The following is a 15,502-nucleotide window of genomic DNA, read 5'->3' on the forward strand; positions in this document are numbered from 1 at the left end:
AAGATCGTATGATAGAGTAGATACATAAAAGATAGTGAGACAGGAGAGAAAACAATGGGAAGACAGGAGCCTAGAATGAGAATTTCAGAACGGGCCTTAACCGTCTGGAGACTATATGGCTGGATATCTGCAGCAATTACATTGCTTGTAGGTGCAGGTGTAACAACGCTTGCCATTCTATTTGACTGGTCAGTCTGGTTTATCATTGGTGCAGCTGTGGCGCTGGTGCTTGAAATCATTTTATTTGTATTCGTCTTACCAACGCTCAAATGGAAGCGTTGGCGTTATGAAGTAAGGGAAGAAGAAATTGAGTTGCAGCATGGTATTTTTGTTGTCACGCGTACACTTGTGCCGATGGTCCGAGTACAGCATGTAGATACAGAGCAGGGACCGATCCTGCGGAAATACCGGCTTGCAACGATCAGTATTTCAACAGCGGCAACGCTTCACCAGATTCCAGCACTGGATATTGATGAAGCAGATGAGCTGAGGGATTCGATTTCTGCTTTAGCAAGGGTGGCTGAGGACGATGTCTGAGGAAAAACGACTGCATCCGATTACCACAGTAATAAATGCGCTGAAAACAATAAAGGAAGCATTCATTCCAATTGTCATTCTCGTTTTTATCAATCGGGGAGAAGCCGAATCAATTCTGGATTACCTGCCATATCTCATCATGGGTGCAATGATCATTTTATTTGTATTTTTAGGTATTATCAAATGGTGGAGGTTTAAATACTGGATTGAAGAAGGCGAACTCAGGATCGAACAGGGTCTTTTTGTGAAGAAAAAGCGTTATATTCCTTTTGAACGGATTCAGAGCCTTAACTATACAGAAGGTGTGTTGCACCGCCCTCTAAAACTGGTGAAAATCAAAGTTGAAACAGCCGGAAGTTCTTCCTCGCTGGAATCAGAAGCTGAACTGACGGCGATTACCAAGCAGGAAGCAGATGAATTGAACAGAATTATTGCTGCCGCTAAAAAAAGGCTGAAGGAAGAAAACGTAGAAATCACTGATGGGGAAGAAGTGGTTGAACAGGAGCCTGAGGCGCATATCCTTTATCAGATGAGCCCTAGAGATCTGATTGTTATGGCTACAACGTCCGGCGGTGCCGGGGTTGTCATCGGGGGGATCCTGATCTTTTTATCCCAATTTGGAGAGATTATCCCTTACGAAGCTGTTTTTGAAGAGCTGATAGACTTTGTAGAAGCCGGCTTTCTTCTTGCCGGAATTGTAGCGGTGTTTGTATTTTTTATTGCCTGGCTCATTGCGGTCGGTCTCACATTTTTACGCTATGCCCATTTTACAGTAAAGCTTGTTGAAAATGACCTCATCATTACGCGGGGGCTGCTTGAGAAAAAGCAGACAACTGTACCGCTGAAAAGAATCCAGGGGATTACTTTTGATCAGAATGTGATGAGAGAGCCTTTTGGATATACATCTGTCACAATTGAAAGTGCCGGAGGTTCAGTCCTTGAAAAGGATTCAAACGCGATCCGGCTGCTGCCGATGATTCGTGAGAAAGAAACATATGAAATTCTAAACCGGATCTTACCTGACTATCATTTTAAAACAGAATTTACAGGTGTGCCTAAGCGCGCATTAAAACGTTATATATTCTGGAAGCTGTTGTTTGCGCTTGTTCTGATCGTTCCGGTTTCGTATTTCTTTTTCCCACTTGGTCTGATTTCGCTGATTTTCATTCCGATTGCAATTGTACTAGGCTTGTGGCAGTACAAGACTGCAGGTTGGAGCGCCTCGCGTGACCAGTTAACGTTGAAGTTTCGGGGCATCAGCAAACAAATTGTGTTTTTAAAGAAAAAACGGATACAGTCTCTGGAATGGACACAGACCTATTTCCAGAAAAGAGGAGACGTTGCAACCATCCATGCAACGATCAAATCCTATACCAGTGGCAGTCATAGCAGCATTTCACATATTGCAAAAGAAGATGCTAACCTGATGATGGACTGGTATAGCCCTGAAGCGGAAGTGAAGAAAGTACACACGCTGTCTGGAGCAGAATTGCAGTAAAAAAACGCCTGGGAGCTAAAATAGACCCAGGCGTTTTTTATGTCCGCCGCCGCTGCTGGAAGATGAACAGGCCGATAAAAACACCTGCTGCAAGCCCTGCAATATGGGCGGTTACGTTAATATTTGATCCGAAAAACGTCATCACAATACTGATCACGATCAGCGGTACCATGATCTGTCTGATTTCAAGTGGCGCCGCCTCTTTATAGATCAGCCAGATTGCGCCGTATAAGCCGAACAATCCAAAGATCGCACCGCTCGCACCAACCGAGAAGTAATCCGCCGGCTGCAGAACCCATGTAGCCACATTTGCAATAATCCCTGCAAGTAAATACACGACAGAGAATTGAAAAGAACCGAGCAGACGTTCAAGTGCAGGTGCAAAAAGCACAAGAGAAAACGTGTTGAACAGCACGTGCCACAGATCAGCGTGGACAAAAATCGGCGTTACAAGCCGGTAGTACTCACCGGCTGAGATCAGTCCGTTGATCCCGCCAAGCGTGACAAAAACGGACCATCCGATCCCGCCCGGAAGAGAAGTTGCAATAAAAACAATCGCATGTATTAAGATCAACAGTGAAACGACAGGATAAAACCTGATAAACTGTGATAAGCTTTCAGTACGTAAAAACAATTGAAATCCTCCCTGTAACTGATTATGTCTATCATACAGGATTCTATACGAAAAAGGTGACTCAGATGATTCATGGAATCGGCTTGGATATCGTAGAAATTGAACGGATTGCCACACTTTTAAACAGGCAGCCGAAAATTGCACGCCGCGTGCTCACTGAATTGGAGCTTTCGCAGTTCAATGAGCTTGGCGAGAAAAGAAAGATTGAATTTCTGGCAGGACGATTTGCGGTAAAAGAAGCGTATGCGAAAGCAATCGGCTGTGGGATCGGGCGTGAGCTGTCTTTTCAGGACATTGAGATTTTAAAAGAAGCTTCCGGTCGTCCTTATATCAGGCACCCGGAATACAATGTGCATGTAAGCATTACGCATACAAAAGAATACGCCGCCGCACAGGTGGTAGTGGAGAAAGCAGACGCTTAGATCAGGCGTCTGTTTTTTATTTTGCGTTTCTGATTCAGGTCATGCCCTCTTCATGCACTTGGGTAACTAAAAGATTTGAGGCCTGTGACCTAAGGGCATGAAGTGCCGGAGGTAGTGCTCGAACTTGAACTGCTTCTGGACTGGAGATGTAGCAATTGTTGTTAATCTTGCCGGAATCCGCGCTGGAATTGTAGCGATACACCCGGGAGGTTGTAGCAATCAGCGCTGAAATTGTAGCAATCCGACTAATTGTGTGTCATGTTCTCCGTCTCCAAGCGCCTTCCACCTTTCCGTGTCATACAAGCCCATCCCCACTCATACACTAAAAGTGCATTCGCAACGACGCTGAATGAGTGAAGGGGGAGGAAACCATGAAGAAAATCGCTCTCTGTTTGATAACGGTCTTTTTAGTGATGGTGTTAGGTGCGTGCGGTGAGAAAACGAGGGAGGAAGCGGCTCAGGATCTGATGGAGAAGGTGGAGCAGGCGGAAAGTTATAAGGCAAAAGCTAAGATGGTCTTTAATACTGGTGAGACGCCTCAGGAATATGATGTGGAAGTCTGGCATATGAAACCGCACTTTTACCGTGTTCATCTGAAGCATGCTGAAGACAAGCAGAGCCAGATGATTATCCGGAATGATGAAGGTGTTTTTGTCCTGACACCTGCGCTGAACAAGAGCTTCCGTTTTCAGAGTGACTGGCCGTCAAACGGCAGTCAGGCTTATTTGACGGAATCACTTGTAAAGGATATTCAGGAGGATAAGGAAGCAGTCTTTACTGAAAAAGAAGGCAAGTATGTATTTGATACGAAAACAAGGTACAAGCATCAGCATATGTTCCCGCTTCAGCAGGTGACATTTGATAAGAAGACACTTGCACCGACTGATGTGAAAGTGAAGGATCAGGAAGGTAACGTGAAAATTGAACTCAGCTTCAGTGAGGTTAACTATGAAGCGTCATTTGAAAAGAGTGACTTTAATCTAGAGAAAAATATGATGAGTGCCCAGCTTGAAATGCCGGTTTCAGGAGATGGTGAAGAGACGGAGGACTGGGCTGTACTTTACCCGACAGCTGAAATCGAAGGCGCTGCGCTAAAGGAAGAAAAGGAAGTTAAAACAGATAACGGAAGCCGGATGATTCTGACGTATGAAGGTGCGAAAAATTATACGATCATTCAGGAAAAACTTGAAGCTGCACCGGTCATGCTGACAACAACTGACGCTACCGGGGAAATGGCGGATCTCGGGTTTGCTGTGGGTGCTATGACGGAAAATTCTCTTGAGTGGACATATAATGGTGTAAGTTATCTGCTCGCCTCCCACGACCTTACGCAGGAAGAAATGCTCGAAGTCGCTCGCTCAGTTCAGGGGTCTATGATAAAATAACGGCATCCAAAACAGGAGGATCTCCTGTAACAAGAGAAGGTGCCAGATGATGAAGAATGAATTTCACCGTGATACATGGATTGAAGTAGACCTTGATGCGATTCAATATAATATCAGTCAGTTATCAAATCAGCTGAATCGGGATACATTGATTATGGCTGTTGTAAAAGCAAATGCGTATGGACATGGTTATCTTGAAGTAGCAGAGGCAGCACTTGAAGGTGGAGCGGAATGGCTGGCTGTTGCGTTTTTAGATGAAGCGCTTTTTCTGAGAAAGCATGGCTTTACCGCTCCGATTCTGGTGCTGGGTGCGACGCGTCCTGAAGATGCCGGCTTGGCAGCAGCAAATCATATCCGGCTGACTGTATTTTCAATAGACTGGATTAGGTCAGCGCGGGCATTTCTTGATACCCACATATTGAATATTCATTTGAAAACAGATACCGGGATGGGACGTCTCGGTTTTACTGATCCTGAAGAAGTGGCTGAAGCTGAAAGGCTCGCTTCTGATAGTAGCAACCTTGAAGTTGAGGGCGTCTATACGCATTTTGCAACAGCGGACGAGCTGGACCGGACGTATGCTGATCAGCAGCATGAGCGCTTTTTAAAGGTTCTGGACGTCTTTCAGCAGAAGCCTCCAATGATTCACGCCTCTAACAGTGCAGGGGCATTTCTCCGTGATAATTCAGCTTTTAATGCAGTGCGCTTTGGTATTTCGATGTACGGGCTTGTGCCTTCAGGTGATATCCGCAGTGAAATGCCGGCACCACTTAAGCCGGCGCTATCTCTGTATACAAAAATGGTTCAGGTGAAAAAGCTGCCAAAAGGTGAAAAGGTCAGTTATGGTGCAACTTATACCGCACAGCAGGATGAATGGATTGCAACGCTGCCAATTGGCTATGCTGATGGGTGGATCAGGCAGATGCAGGGGTTTGAAGTGTTAGCAGGAGAGTACCGGGCAGAGATTGTCGGGCGGGTCTGTATGGACCAGTGTATGATCAGGCTTCCATTTGAAATGAAAGAAGGTACGGTTGTCACTCTCGTAGGCGAAACCTCGGAAGATTGTATTCTGCTTGATGATATCGCAGCGCATAACGGAACCATTCATTATGAATCTGCCTGTCTGCTGACAGCGAGAGTACCAAGGGTTTATAGGCAAAATGGCGGGATCAGTAAGGTCTTTAATCATCTTAATTAATCATTTGTGCAAAGAATTGTCAGATATTTTCTGAGAGTACCTTTTCAGGTTCCACATTTAGTGTTAAGATAAACATGGACTTGAATGATGAATGAACAAAAGAATAATTGAATGACAAAAAATAGGTATGCATATGATGGTGGAGGTGTAGTTTGTGTCGGAATCCAGCGCAACATCAGAAATCTTGGTACGATTACCAAAGCAACTGCTTACAGAACTGGAAGCGTTTGCCGAACAGGAAGAATTAAGCTGCAGCGATTGCATTTATCGCGCAACGAAAGCTTATGTCCGTGACAGACGCCGTAAACAAACTCAGGATGCGATGCGCCGGGGCTATATGGAAATGGCGAAGATCAACTTGTCAATGGCTTCGGAAGCACTTCAGGCAGAATACGAAGCAGACCATACCATTGAACGATTGGTAAGTGGAGGATAACGCTTTGATAGTAAAGCGTGGAGACGTATTTTTTGCTGACCTATCTCCCGTTGTCGGTTCAGAGCAAGGTGGAGTCCGCCCCGTTCTCATCATCCAAAACGACATCGGAAATCGGTTTAGTCCCACAGTAGTGGTCGCAGCGATAACAGCACAAATTCAAAAAGCCAAGCTTCCTACCCACGTTGAGATCAGCTCAAAGCGTAATGGCTTTGAACGTGATTCAGTTATTTTACTGGAACAGATCAGAACATTAGACAAACAAAGATTAACAGATAAAATAACCCATCTGGATGACGAGACGATGGAAAAGGTAGACGAGGCGCTTCAAATCAGCCTTGGCTTGGTAGACCTCTAATGTGGAAACGCTCTTTTTGGAGCGTTTTTTTCTTATGAATAGACCAATGAGTTTCACTCATCTATAATAGAACACAAGTACGAATACAGAATGATGGGTTAGAGGTGAATTTTTTGTATAACAAGATAACCGGACACATAGAAGAGCATCGTGAAGAGCTAGAGGGCACTTGGAAAGCAAGACTGGTCAATGATACAGAAGAGCGGATCATTAACGTCATGCCCGAGCACATATTTGAATCAACAAGCAATGAGTTTTTCGATATTATCCTTCTGAATCTGAAAGACAAAGAGAGAGAATATAAAGAAAAACTTAATAACTTTTCTGATAAAGTTGTCAGACTTGGCTGGCCGGTTGCGCTTGTTGTTAAAGGATTGAGAGAATTTGTACATACTGTGCAGGAAAACTTAGTCCAATATGGAAGTATAGATAAAGAGAGTGAAGGCGACTATCTGGAGCTTCTTGATAAGTGGATGACACCGATTTCAAATGAAATCATCCAGACGTACGCTGAAACATGGGAGAAAACTGTATCACTGCAGAAGATGGCGCTTCAGGAGCTGTCAGCACCATTAATTCCGGTTGTTGATCAGATCTCTGTTATGCCGCTTGTAGGCACGATTGACACTGAGCGTGCAAGACTTGTGATGGAAAATCTGCTTGACGGCGTGGTCAGCCACCGATCTGAGGTCGTGCTGATTGACATTACAGGCGTGCCGGTGGTGGACACCATGGTTGCCCACCACATTATTCAGGCAGCAGAAGCGGTTCATCTTGTCGGAGCGAAGTGCATGCTTGTTGGAATCCGTCCTGAAATCGCCCAGACGATCGTAAATCTGGGCATTGACCTGGATCGTTTTATCACAACAAGCACAATGAAAAAAGGTGTAGAACTTGCACTTGAGATGACAGGCAGAAAAATAGTGGAATTGGAGGGGTAAGCAGTGAGGATTCCTATTTTAAAACTGAACGATTGCCTATTAATTTCGATTCAATGGGAGCTGGATGATCAGACTGCCCTTGAGTTTCAGGAAGATTTGCTGAAAAGAATTCACGAAACCAACGCGCGTGGAGTCGTGATTGATATCACATCAATTGATTTTATCGATTCATTTATCGCGAAAGTGCTTGGTGATGTGATTAATATGTCAAGATTAATGGGTGCAAAAGTGGTGATCACAGGGATCCAGCCCGCAGTTGCGATTACGCTGATTGAGCTTGGCATCAGACTTGATGATGTCATGACGGCTCTTGATCTGGAAAAAGGTTTAGAGAAACTTCAACAGGAATTGGGGGACTGATCATATGGAAATCCAATCCTGTGTATCCATTCTGAATGAATGGGATATCGTAGCTGCACGTCAGCTCGGTAGAAATGTAGCCAAAGAGCTGGGATTTGGAACCGTGGATCAGGCGAGAATTACGACAGCCATTAGTGAGCTTGCGAGAAATATTTACCTTTATGCAGGAGAAGGTCAGTTATGTATTGACCGGCTGAATGAAAATGGTAAAGCAGGGCTTCGGATTATCGCGCTGGACAAAGGTCCGGGTATTCCAGATATCAGAAAAGTAATGGAAGATGGTTTTTCAACTTCAGGGGGTCTGGGTGCTGGCCTGCCGGGTGTGAGAAGATTGATGGACGACTTTAACATTGACTCTAACCCGGGTGAGGGTACAGACATCCGTGCAACGAAATGGCTCCGATAGGAGGGGCATTTGACGAATGAATAAACAGGAAACACTTGAAGCACAATATAGTAAAATTTTACAGGAATACATGAACAATCAGTCTGAGCAGGCTCTGTATGCTGCTCAGCAATTCAGCCGGACTGCACTTGAAAAAAAGGTGCCGCCTGAAGAAGTCATCAGCCTTCAGAAAAGCGCAATGCAACAGTTAATGCCTGACCTCTCCCCAGAAGTCTGGCATTCTTTTGATATTCTGCTTGAAGTCATGACTGCTTACGGTTTTGCTTTCAGGGAGCATCAGAGTTTACTTGATACGCAAAAAGAATTGAAGAATGAGATGGAAATTGCCTCGAACGTTCAGGACACACTGCTTGGTACATTAGTTCCGACAGTGGATGGTCTTGAAATCGGGGCACTCAGTGTACCTGCCAAACAGATGAACGGCGACTATTACCACTTTGTTCATGATGGCGATCATTCAGTAAACGTCGCCATTGCTGATGTCATCGGAAAAGGAATACCTGCGGCACTCTGTATGTCCATGATCAAGTATGCGATGGACAGCCTTCCTGAATACAGGAAAGACCCAAGCGCTGTACTTGAAAGCCTGAACAGAGTCGTTGAGCAAAACGTAGATGATTCGATGTTCATCACGATGTTTTATGGTATGTATGAATTGCGCAGCAATATTCTCCATTTTGCCTCAGCAGGTCATGAACCTGGATTTTTCTACCGCTATAAAGATAAGGAATTTTTGGACCTTGAAGCAAGAGGTCTTCTTCTTGGTGTAGATAAAAACGCAAAATATAAGCGCTATGAACAGACTGTTGAAATAGGCGATATGGTCATCCTGATGTCAGACGGTGTAACGGAATGCCGAACAGATGAAGGGTTTATCGAGCGGGAAACGTTAATTTCTTATATAAACGAATATATCGAACTTCCGCCGCAGGAAATTGTCAATAAGATATTCCGTGATCTGGAACGCCTGCAGCATTTTCAGCTGAGAGATGATTTTACGATCATTATTTTAAAAAGAACAAAATAGTTTTGAGTGAATGAAGTTTAACAGCTTGAAGTTAGGGTAGTTTACAAGTACGTCTTACGGAGATTCTGAGAAAGTGACGGCTATTGGCTGCACTGGACACTAGAAAAAAGGTGGAACTAACATGAATATAAAAGTTGATATAACAGAGCAAACAAAAGATTTCACGAAATTGGAAATTGCCGGTGAAATTGATGCGTATACTGCACCTGTCCTGAGAGAAAAAACGGAACCGTTATCAAAACAGGAAGGCATGAAAGTAGTAGCAGACCTGTCAGAAGTAAGTTATATGGACAGTACTGGCATCGGTGTTTTTGTTGGATTGTTCAAAGGGATTAAAGCAAACGGCGGACATCTTCAGCTTGTTGGTCTTTCAGATCGCCTGAAGCGCCTTTTCGACATCACTGGACTTGCAGACATCATGGATATTAATCCCGAAGTAAAAGGTGGAATGGAATGATGAAACCATTTGATTATATTGAAATGAAGATTCCCGCCAAAGCTCAGTATGTTGGTGTAATCCGCTTGACAATCTCAGGTGTTGCCAGCCGCATGGGCTTCACATATGACGACATTGAAGATCTGAAAATTGCAACGAGTGAAGCGATCACGAATGCAGTACAGCATGCTTATAAGGAAAACGATGAGGGTGAAGTTGTTGTCGGATTCGCGCTTTATGAGGATCGCCTTGAAGTAATCGTTGCTGACCATGGCTCAAGCTTTGATTTTATTAAAGTAAAAGAAGAAGTTGGACCTTACAATGAGGGTTCACAGGTCGACATGCTCCGTGAAGGGGGGCTTGGTCTTTACCTGATCGAAAGCCTGATGGATGACGTGAAGATCAGTCAAAAAGAGGGTGTAACGGTCTTCATGACAAAGTACATTGAGGAAGAGCAGGTGGAGAGGGATGCGGAAACTGTCTCAACCTAATCAACCAAGTAAAGAAGAAGTACTAAAATGGATCAAAGCCTATCAGGAAACGCAGGATGACGACGCGCAGCACAAGTTGGTCGTTCATTATAAAAATCTTGTTGAGTCCATTGCACGAAAGTATTCAAAAGGAAAATCATATCACGAGGATATCGCGCAGGTCGGCATGATCGGTCTGCTGGGTGCAATCCGACGCTATGATGATACTTTTGGAAAAAGCTTTGAGGCTTTTGCCATTCCGACGATTATTGGGGAGATCAAACGTTTCTTACGTGATAAAACGTGGAGTGTTCATGTGCCAAGAAGAATCAAGGAACTTGGACCAAAAATCAAAGCAACAGTTGAAGAACTGACAACCGATTTGCAGCGTTCTCCAAAGGTAAGCGAGATTGCGAAGCATCTTGAAGTGTCAGAGGAAGAAATTCTGGAAGCGATGGAGATGGGTAAAAGTTATCAGGCGCTTTCGGTGGATCACTCAATCGAAGCGGACTCTGACGGCAGTACAGTTACACTGCTTGATATTGTCGGCAGCATGGATGATAACTATGAAAAAACAGATCAGCGAATGGTACTTGAAAAAGTACTTCATGTACTGAGTGATAGAGAGAAACAAATTATACAATATACGTATCTTGAAAATATGAGTCAAAAAGACGCGGGTGATATGCTGGGGATTTCTCAAATGCATGTGTCCAGACTGCAGAGAAGAGCCATCAAAAAGCTGCGTGACGCAATCCAGGAAGAAAATGCACAAGATGGTGACTTTACTTGATGGAAGTGCTTGACCACAGTTTAGTTACAGTGCACGCTGGACAGTATGCGAAAAACGGTCGACAGGATTGCGGTGACAGCTACTTTTTCACCTCAACTGACGATTTTTTCATCTGTGTAGTTGCAGACGGTCTCGGGAGCGGGAAATATGCCCATGAAGCTTCCCAGGCGGTGTGCGCTGCAGTTGAAGAGAATATGAATGAAGATGTAGATCAGCTGATGGAAAGAGCAAATCAGGCCGTTGCAAAAAAGAGAGGTGCAGCAGTAGCGATTGTTAAAATCCACTATGTAGCCCAGACGGTTACATACAGCTGTGTTGGAAATATACGCTTTTATTTTTACTCAGAAGCAGGGAAACTTACTTATCCACTGCCGGTAACCGGATACCTTTCCGGTCGACCGCAGCAGTATAAGACACAAAGCTTTCAGTATGAAGAAGGCGCATCTTTCCTTATTCATTCAGACGGACTTCAGATCACACGTGTACGACCACTGCTACAGTCAGGGCGTTCAATTGACTATATTTCAACCTATCTGGATTCAATTGTCTCAGATAGCGACGATACAACATTTATCATTGGGAGGCTGCCTTAAAAAGGAGTCTTCTTTTTTTGTGGAAAATGATCACCAGGTGACCATGTGGTACAATTAATCCCGGAACTGATAATAGAAAGGCAGTGAATCGGATGGAACAGCATAAACAACAGATCACCCGTCTGGCAGCAAACATCTCAATTGATGCCGCAAAAGTTGAGAAAGTCATTCAGCTTTTAGATGAAGGGAATACAGTGCCTTTTATTGCACGATACAGAAAAGAAATGACAGGTGCGCTTGATGAGGTTCAGATCAAAAACATCTCAGACAGCTGGACTTACCTGCAAAACCTTGAACCAAGAAAAGAAGAAGTGCTTCGCCTGATTGAAGACCAGGGCAAGCTGACTGATGAACTGAAGCAATCCATTATAAAAGCAGACAAACTGCAGGCAGTAGAAGACCTCTACCGTCCTTACAAGCAAAAACGAAGAACGCGTGCCACAAAAGCGAAAGAAAAAGGGCTTGAGCCACTCGCGAAATGGCTGTTATCATTCCCGAAGTCCGGCAATGTGGAAGAGAAAGCTGCTGAATTTGTATCTGATGAGAAAGAAGTACCGAATACAGAAGAAGCGCTGTCAGGTGCAAGAGACATCATTGCTGAAATGCTGGCAGATGATGCGAAAATCCGTGAGTACATAAGAAATCAGACATTCAGAAACGGGAAAATCAGTTCTGTTGTAAAAAAAGCAGAGCTTGATGAAAAAGGAATTTTCGAAATGTACTACGAGTATGAAGAACCCGTATCGAAAATCGTTCCTCACCGTACACTTGCACTGAACCGGGGCGAAAAGGAAGAAGTACTTCGCGTATCGATTCAGCCGGACCAGGAGCGAATTCTCTCTGAATTAAAGCGTAAGCATGTGAAATATCCTCAGTCTGTATCAGCAGGAGAGGTTGCTGAAGCGATTGAAGACAGCTATAAACGATTGGTTCTTCCTTCTATTGAAAGAGAGATCAGAAACGAGTTAACAGAGAAAGCAGAAAACCAGGCCATTCATATTTTTTCTGAGAACCTGAAAAACCTGCTTCTTCAGGCGCCGCTTAAAGGGAAAAAAGTGCTCGGCGTTGACCCGGCATACCGTACAGGCTGTAAGCTCGCAGTCGTTGACGAGACAGGAAAGATGCTTTATATCGGCGTCATCTATCCGCACACAACAAAAGATCCGTCCAAAGCAGCTGCTACATTTAAAAAAGTCGTAAAAGACTTTGGTATTGAACTTGTAGCAATCGGAAATGGGACAGCTTCACGTGAAACAGAACAATTCGTGGCAGACCAACTTCAGGAGATTGATCAGGAAGTGTATTATCTGATCGTGAATGAAGCTGGCGCGAGTGTCTATTCGGCATCTGATATAGCGCGTGAAGAGTTCCCGGATCTACAGGTAGAAGAAAGAAGTGCGGTGTCAATCGCAAGACGTCTCCAGGACCCGCTTGCTGAACTCGTAAAAATCGATCCGAAATCAGTCGGTGTCGGTCAGTATCAGCATGACGTTTCACAGAAAAAGCTTAATGAATCCCTGACATTCGTCGTTGAAACAGCAGTAAACAAAGTCGGTGTTAATGTAAATACCGCTTCACCATCACTGCTGCAATATGTAGCCGGGCTCTCTAAAACCGTTGCGCAAAACATCGTTAAAGCACGTGAAGAAGCAGGGAAGTTCAGTAACCGCAAACAGCTGAAGAAAATTCCGCGCCTAGGTGCGAAAACGTACGAACAGTGCATCGGCTTCCTCCGAATCGCAGAAGGAGAAAATCCGCTCGACCGCACAGCCATTCACCCTGAGAATTATCAGGGTGTAGAAAAAATGATCAAACAGGCAGGGTTTGACCTGAAGTCAATCGGTTCAGAGGAACTGAAGCAGGCAATCATTCAGAAAACGCCTGAGCAATGGTCAGCAGATACAGGTATCGGCCTCCACACAATGAAAGATATCATTGAAGCGTTGATCCGCCCTGGCCGTGACCCGCGTGATGAGCTTGATAAACCAATCCTGAAAAAGGATGTGTTAAAAATGGAAGACCTGAAGCCAGGCATGGAGCTGCAGGGAACTGTGCGAAATGTAGTGGACTTCGGCGCCTTTGTTGATATCGGCGTTAAACAGGATGGACTTGTTCATATTTCCAAGCTGAAAAAAGGGTTCGTCAAGCATCCGCTAGATGTCGTAGCGCTTGGTGACGTCGTGACCGTATGGATTGAACAGGTTGATGCGAAAAAAGGCAGAATCGCACTTACTATGCTTCCGCCTGTAGATCAGACAAACTAAATTGGAGGAATGAAATTGGCTTACTACATTATTGCCATAGCAGCTGCTGTTGCAACGCTGGGTATCACATTTAACTATATCGCCCACCTCGGGTCAATCATCAAAACTGCCGAGGGACGCGGTGATGAAGGGATGACAGTGCAAACTTTACTCACACGCTTCTTCTTTTCAACGATGATCATTGAGCTTGTTCCGCTTGCTGTGATTGTGCTTGTATATGCACTAATGGAAAGACCGGATACAGGACTGCCAGTCATTCCGCTTATCATCATTATTGGTGCAGCTATATTTGGCGTCATGCAGGTCTTGATGAGAATGAGACAGGAAGTGCCGACTGAAGCAAAAGGTCAGGTCCGTTCATTCTCCCTGATCAGTATGCAGTTAATTACTTCAATGCCACTGATCGCAATCATCTTCCTTTTCATCTAAAAGGAGGTGCTCTGTAATGACTAACGAAGAACTGCAAAAATTAACTGAACAGATCTCCCTCGAATCTTTTGGGAAGAAGTTTCAGCACCAGGCGTATTTTAACGGACGGCTCAGAACGACAGGCGGGAGGTACCTTCTTGTCAGCCACCATATCGAAATTAATAAAAAGTACTTTGATGAACATGGTTACGCAGAGCTCGTTGGCATCATTAAGCACGAACTCGCGCATTACCACCTTCATATAGAAGGAAGAGGATATCAGCACCGCGACCGTGACTTCAGGGAACTGATCAAAGCAGTAGGAGCGCCGAGGTTCTGTACACCGCTGCTGTCACAAAAGAAAAGACAGCTTCCACGCAATAAAGTGTATGAATGTAAAGACTGCGGTCAGCTTTATCACCGGAAGAGAAGGTTTGATACAAGCAAGTACCGCTGCGGGAAGTGCAGTGGCAGGCTGACCTTTCTGGGTGTAGATCAGTCACTTGCTTAATGAATGGCTGCCGGAAGTGAAACAGACTTCCGGCAGCTTTTTTCATTGACGGATAAGAGGGGGATAGATTTCTTTTTTAAAAGCAGGGATTGCTTTTGACATCACCTTTGAAATGTGGTAAATTACATTCACTAGCCTTTAAAGCGGACGGCATACACGAAAAATTGTTTTTTAAAATTATTTTATAAAAACAATTGACTTTTGTTTTGAATGTCTGTTATGATATTAAACGTCGGCAAGAGAGACGCCAAGAGAAACACTTACATAAAGGCTTGCTGCAAACAACTTAATTACATCGTTCCACAGTAGCTCAGTGGTAGAGCAATCGGCTGTTAACCGATCGGTCGTAGGTTCGAGTCCTACCTGTGGAGCCATTTTTATGGGGAAGTACTCAAGTGGCTGAAGAGGCGCCCCTGCTAAGGGTGTAGGTCGCGTAAGCGGCGCGAGGGTTCAAATCCCTCCTTCTCCGCCAGAACATGGCCCGTTGGTCAAGTGGTTAAGACACCGCCCTTTCACGGCGGTAACACGGGTTCGAATCCCGTACGGGTCACCACTTAATTTTGATAAATACATAGTTTCACTCTGGTCCCGTGGTGTAGCGGTTAACATGCCTGCCTGTCACGCAGGAGATCGCCGGTTCGATCCCGGTCGGGACCGCCATTTAAGTATTGGGCTATAGCCAAGCGGTAAGGCAACGGACTTTGACTCCGTCATGCGTTGGTTCGAATCCAGCTAGCCCAGCCATTTTTTAGAGCCATTAGCTCAGTTGGTAGAGCATCTGACTTTTAATCAGAGGGTCGAAGGTTCGAGTCCTTCATGGCTCACCAT

Annotated in this window: 19 protein-coding genes and 6 tRNA genes; 24 read left to right on the forward strand and 1 reads right to left on the reverse strand. The window is 44.7% G+C overall.

What is annotated here, in order from left to right; all coding sequences use genetic code 11:
• Positions 1-54: 54 nt before the first annotated feature.
• The gene (locus ACH6CZ_RS13490) at positions 55-537 is read left to right on the forward strand and encodes a PH domain-containing protein (RefSeq protein ID WP_374097990.1); all 483 of its coding nucleotides are present in this window, start codon (positions 55-57) and stop codon (positions 535-537) included.
• A complete protein-coding gene (locus tag ACH6CZ_RS13495) occupies positions 530-2,035 on the forward strand; it encodes a PH domain-containing protein (RefSeq protein WP_374097991.1) in 1,506 nt (501 codons plus the stop codon). Before ACH6CZ_RS13490 ends, ACH6CZ_RS13495 begins: the two co-directional genes overlap by 8 nt.
• 37 nt (positions 2,036-2,072) lie before the next feature.
• Here ACH6CZ_RS13495 and ACH6CZ_RS13500 read toward each other — a convergent pair whose 3' ends face one another.
• Positions 2,073-2,669 (reverse strand): rhomboid family intramembrane serine protease, encoded by a 597-nt coding sequence (locus ACH6CZ_RS13500; protein ID WP_374097992.1) that lies wholly within the window; start codon positions 2,667-2,669, stop codon positions 2,073-2,075.
• 65 nt (positions 2,670-2,734) lie between these two features.
• Here ACH6CZ_RS13500 and acpS point away from each other — a divergent pair, with 65 nt between their 5' ends.
• The 22 genes from acpS (at position 2,735) to ACH6CZ_RS13610 (ending at position 15,501) form a co-directional block, all read left to right on the forward strand.
• Complete coding sequence (acpS, locus tag ACH6CZ_RS13505; RefSeq protein WP_374097993.1) at positions 2,735-3,091, forward strand: holo-ACP synthase; 357 nt, start codon at positions 2,735-2,737, stop codon at positions 3,089-3,091.
• Positions 3,092-3,462: 371 nt separating this feature from the next.
• Positions 3,463-4,476, forward strand: coding sequence for a LolA family protein (locus tag ACH6CZ_RS13510; RefSeq protein WP_374097994.1), 1,014 nt, complete (start codon positions 3,463-3,465; stop codon positions 4,474-4,476).
• 49 nt (positions 4,477-4,525) lie between these two features.
• Positions 4,526-5,674: an alanine racemase gene (gene alr, locus ACH6CZ_RS13515; protein WP_374098008.1), complete on the forward strand. Its 1,149-nt coding sequence runs from the start codon at positions 4,526-4,528 to the stop codon at positions 5,672-5,674.
• A 154-nt stretch (positions 5,675-5,828) separates the two neighbouring features.
• A complete protein-coding gene (locus ACH6CZ_RS13520; RefSeq protein WP_039807347.1) occupies positions 5,829-6,110 on the forward strand; it encodes a CopG family ribbon-helix-helix protein in 282 nt (93 codons plus the stop codon).
• A 4-nt stretch (positions 6,111-6,114) separates the two neighbouring features.
• Entirely contained in the window at positions 6,115-6,465 is a 351-nt protein-coding gene (locus tag ACH6CZ_RS13525; RefSeq protein ID WP_039807348.1) for a type II toxin-antitoxin system PemK/MazF family toxin, read from the forward strand.
• Positions 6,466-6,578: 113 nt separating this feature from the next.
• Complete coding sequence (locus ACH6CZ_RS13530) at positions 6,579-7,406, forward strand: STAS domain-containing protein (protein ID WP_374097995.1); 828 nt, start codon at positions 6,579-6,581, stop codon at positions 7,404-7,406.
• Positions 7,407-7,409: 3 nt separating this feature from the next.
• Positions 7,410-7,766 (forward strand): STAS domain-containing protein, encoded by a 357-nt coding sequence (locus ACH6CZ_RS13535; RefSeq protein WP_039807352.1) that lies wholly within the window; start codon positions 7,410-7,412, stop codon positions 7,764-7,766.
• A 4-nt stretch (positions 7,767-7,770) separates the two neighbouring features.
• A complete protein-coding gene (locus ACH6CZ_RS13540) occupies positions 7,771-8,172 on the forward strand; it encodes an anti-sigma regulatory factor (RefSeq protein ID WP_039807354.1) in 402 nt (133 codons plus the stop codon).
• Between the two features lie 16 nt (positions 8,173-8,188).
• On the forward strand, positions 8,189-9,199 hold the full coding sequence (locus ACH6CZ_RS13545; protein WP_374097996.1) for a PP2C family protein-serine/threonine phosphatase: 1,011 nt from the start codon (positions 8,189-8,191) through the stop codon (positions 9,197-9,199).
• 121 nt (positions 9,200-9,320) lie between these two features.
• Positions 9,321-9,656: an anti-sigma factor antagonist gene (locus tag ACH6CZ_RS13550; protein ID WP_374097997.1), complete on the forward strand. Its 336-nt coding sequence runs from the start codon at positions 9,321-9,323 to the stop codon at positions 9,654-9,656.
• Entirely contained in the window at positions 9,656-10,126 is a 471-nt protein-coding gene (gene rsbW / locus ACH6CZ_RS13555; RefSeq protein ID WP_374098009.1) for an anti-sigma B factor RsbW, read from the forward strand. The genes ACH6CZ_RS13550 and rsbW overlap by 1 nt, the downstream gene beginning before the upstream one ends.
• Positions 10,104-10,898 carry an RNA polymerase sigma factor SigB gene (sigB, locus tag ACH6CZ_RS13560; RefSeq protein WP_374097998.1) on the forward strand — a complete coding sequence of 265 codons (795 nt, stop codon included), beginning with the start codon at positions 10,104-10,106 and terminating at the stop codon, positions 10,896-10,898. Before rsbW ends, sigB begins: the two co-directional genes overlap by 23 nt.
• Positions 10,898-11,491, forward strand: a complete 594-nt coding sequence (locus ACH6CZ_RS13565; RefSeq protein WP_374097999.1) for a PP2C family serine/threonine-protein phosphatase — start codon at positions 10,898-10,900, stop codon at positions 11,489-11,491. Before sigB ends, ACH6CZ_RS13565 begins: the two co-directional genes overlap by 1 nt.
• Positions 11,492-11,583: 92 nt before the next feature.
• The gene (locus ACH6CZ_RS13570; protein ID WP_374098000.1) at positions 11,584-13,755 is read left to right on the forward strand and encodes a Tex family protein; all 2,172 of its coding nucleotides are present in this window, start codon (positions 11,584-11,586) and stop codon (positions 13,753-13,755) included.
• 15 nt (positions 13,756-13,770) lie between these two features.
• Positions 13,771-14,184: a hypothetical protein gene (locus ACH6CZ_RS13575; protein ID WP_374098001.1), complete on the forward strand. Its 414-nt coding sequence runs from the start codon at positions 13,771-13,773 to the stop codon at positions 14,182-14,184.
• A gap of 16 nt (positions 14,185-14,200) precedes the next feature.
• Positions 14,201-14,674: a SprT family protein gene (locus tag ACH6CZ_RS13580; RefSeq protein ID WP_374098002.1), complete on the forward strand. Its 474-nt coding sequence runs from the start codon at positions 14,201-14,203 to the stop codon at positions 14,672-14,674.
• Positions 14,675-14,973: 299 nt separating this feature from the next.
• Positions 14,974-15,048 (forward strand) — tRNA-Asn (locus ACH6CZ_RS13585).
• A gap of 7 nt (positions 15,049-15,055) precedes the next feature.
• Positions 15,056-15,146 (forward strand) — tRNA-Ser (locus ACH6CZ_RS13590).
• Between the two features lie 6 nt (positions 15,147-15,152).
• Positions 15,153-15,227, forward strand: a tRNA-Glu gene (locus ACH6CZ_RS13595).
• A 31-nt stretch (positions 15,228-15,258) separates the two neighbouring features.
• Positions 15,259-15,334 (forward strand) — tRNA-Asp (locus tag ACH6CZ_RS13600).
• Positions 15,335-15,343: 9 nt separating this feature from the next.
• Positions 15,344-15,418, forward strand: a tRNA-Gln gene (locus tag ACH6CZ_RS13605).
• Between the two features lie 7 nt (positions 15,419-15,425).
• Positions 15,426-15,501, forward strand: a tRNA-Lys gene (locus tag ACH6CZ_RS13610).
• Position 15,502 lies beyond the last annotated feature (1 nt).

Source organism: Jeotgalibacillus sp. JSM ZJ347, from assembly GCF_044383825.1.
Classification (GTDB): Bacteria; Bacillota; Bacilli; order Bacillales; family Jeotgalibacillaceae; genus Jeotgalibacillus.

Coding starts and splice junctions, on each gene's coding strand:
- ACH6CZ_RS13580 (WP_374098002.1), top strand. CDS start 14,201: ATGACTAACGAAGAACTGCAAAAATTAACTGAACAGATCTCCCTCGAA.
- ACH6CZ_RS13495 (WP_374097991.1), top strand. CDS start 530: ATGTCTGAGGAAAAACGACTGCATCCGATTACCACAGTAATAAATGCG.
- ACH6CZ_RS13545 (WP_374097996.1), top strand. CDS start 8,189: ATGAATAAACAGGAAACACTTGAAGCACAATATAGTAAAATTTTACAG.
- acpS (WP_374097993.1), top strand. CDS start 2,735: ATGATTCATGGAATCGGCTTGGATATCGTAGAAATTGAACGGATTGCC.
- rsbW (WP_374098009.1), top strand. CDS start 9,656: ATGAAACCATTTGATTATATTGAAATGAAGATTCCCGCCAAAGCTCAG.
- alr (WP_374098008.1), top strand. CDS start 4,526: ATGAAGAATGAATTTCACCGTGATACATGGATTGAAGTAGACCTTGAT.
- sigB (WP_374097998.1), top strand. CDS start 10,104: ATGCGGAAACTGTCTCAACCTAATCAACCAAGTAAAGAAGAAGTACTA.
- ACH6CZ_RS13570 (WP_374098000.1), top strand. CDS start 11,584: ATGGAACAGCATAAACAACAGATCACCCGTCTGGCAGCAAACATCTCA.
- ACH6CZ_RS13510 (WP_374097994.1), top strand. CDS start 3,463: ATGAAGAAAATCGCTCTCTGTTTGATAACGGTCTTTTTAGTGATGGTG.
- ACH6CZ_RS13550 (WP_374097997.1), top strand. CDS start 9,321: ATGAATATAAAAGTTGATATAACAGAGCAAACAAAAGATTTCACGAAA.
- ACH6CZ_RS13490 (WP_374097990.1), top strand. CDS start 55: ATGGGAAGACAGGAGCCTAGAATGAGAATTTCAGAACGGGCCTTAACC.
- ACH6CZ_RS13540 (WP_039807354.1), top strand. CDS start 7,771: ATGGAAATCCAATCCTGTGTATCCATTCTGAATGAATGGGATATCGTA.
- ACH6CZ_RS13565 (WP_374097999.1), top strand. CDS start 10,898: ATGGAAGTGCTTGACCACAGTTTAGTTACAGTGCACGCTGGACAGTAT.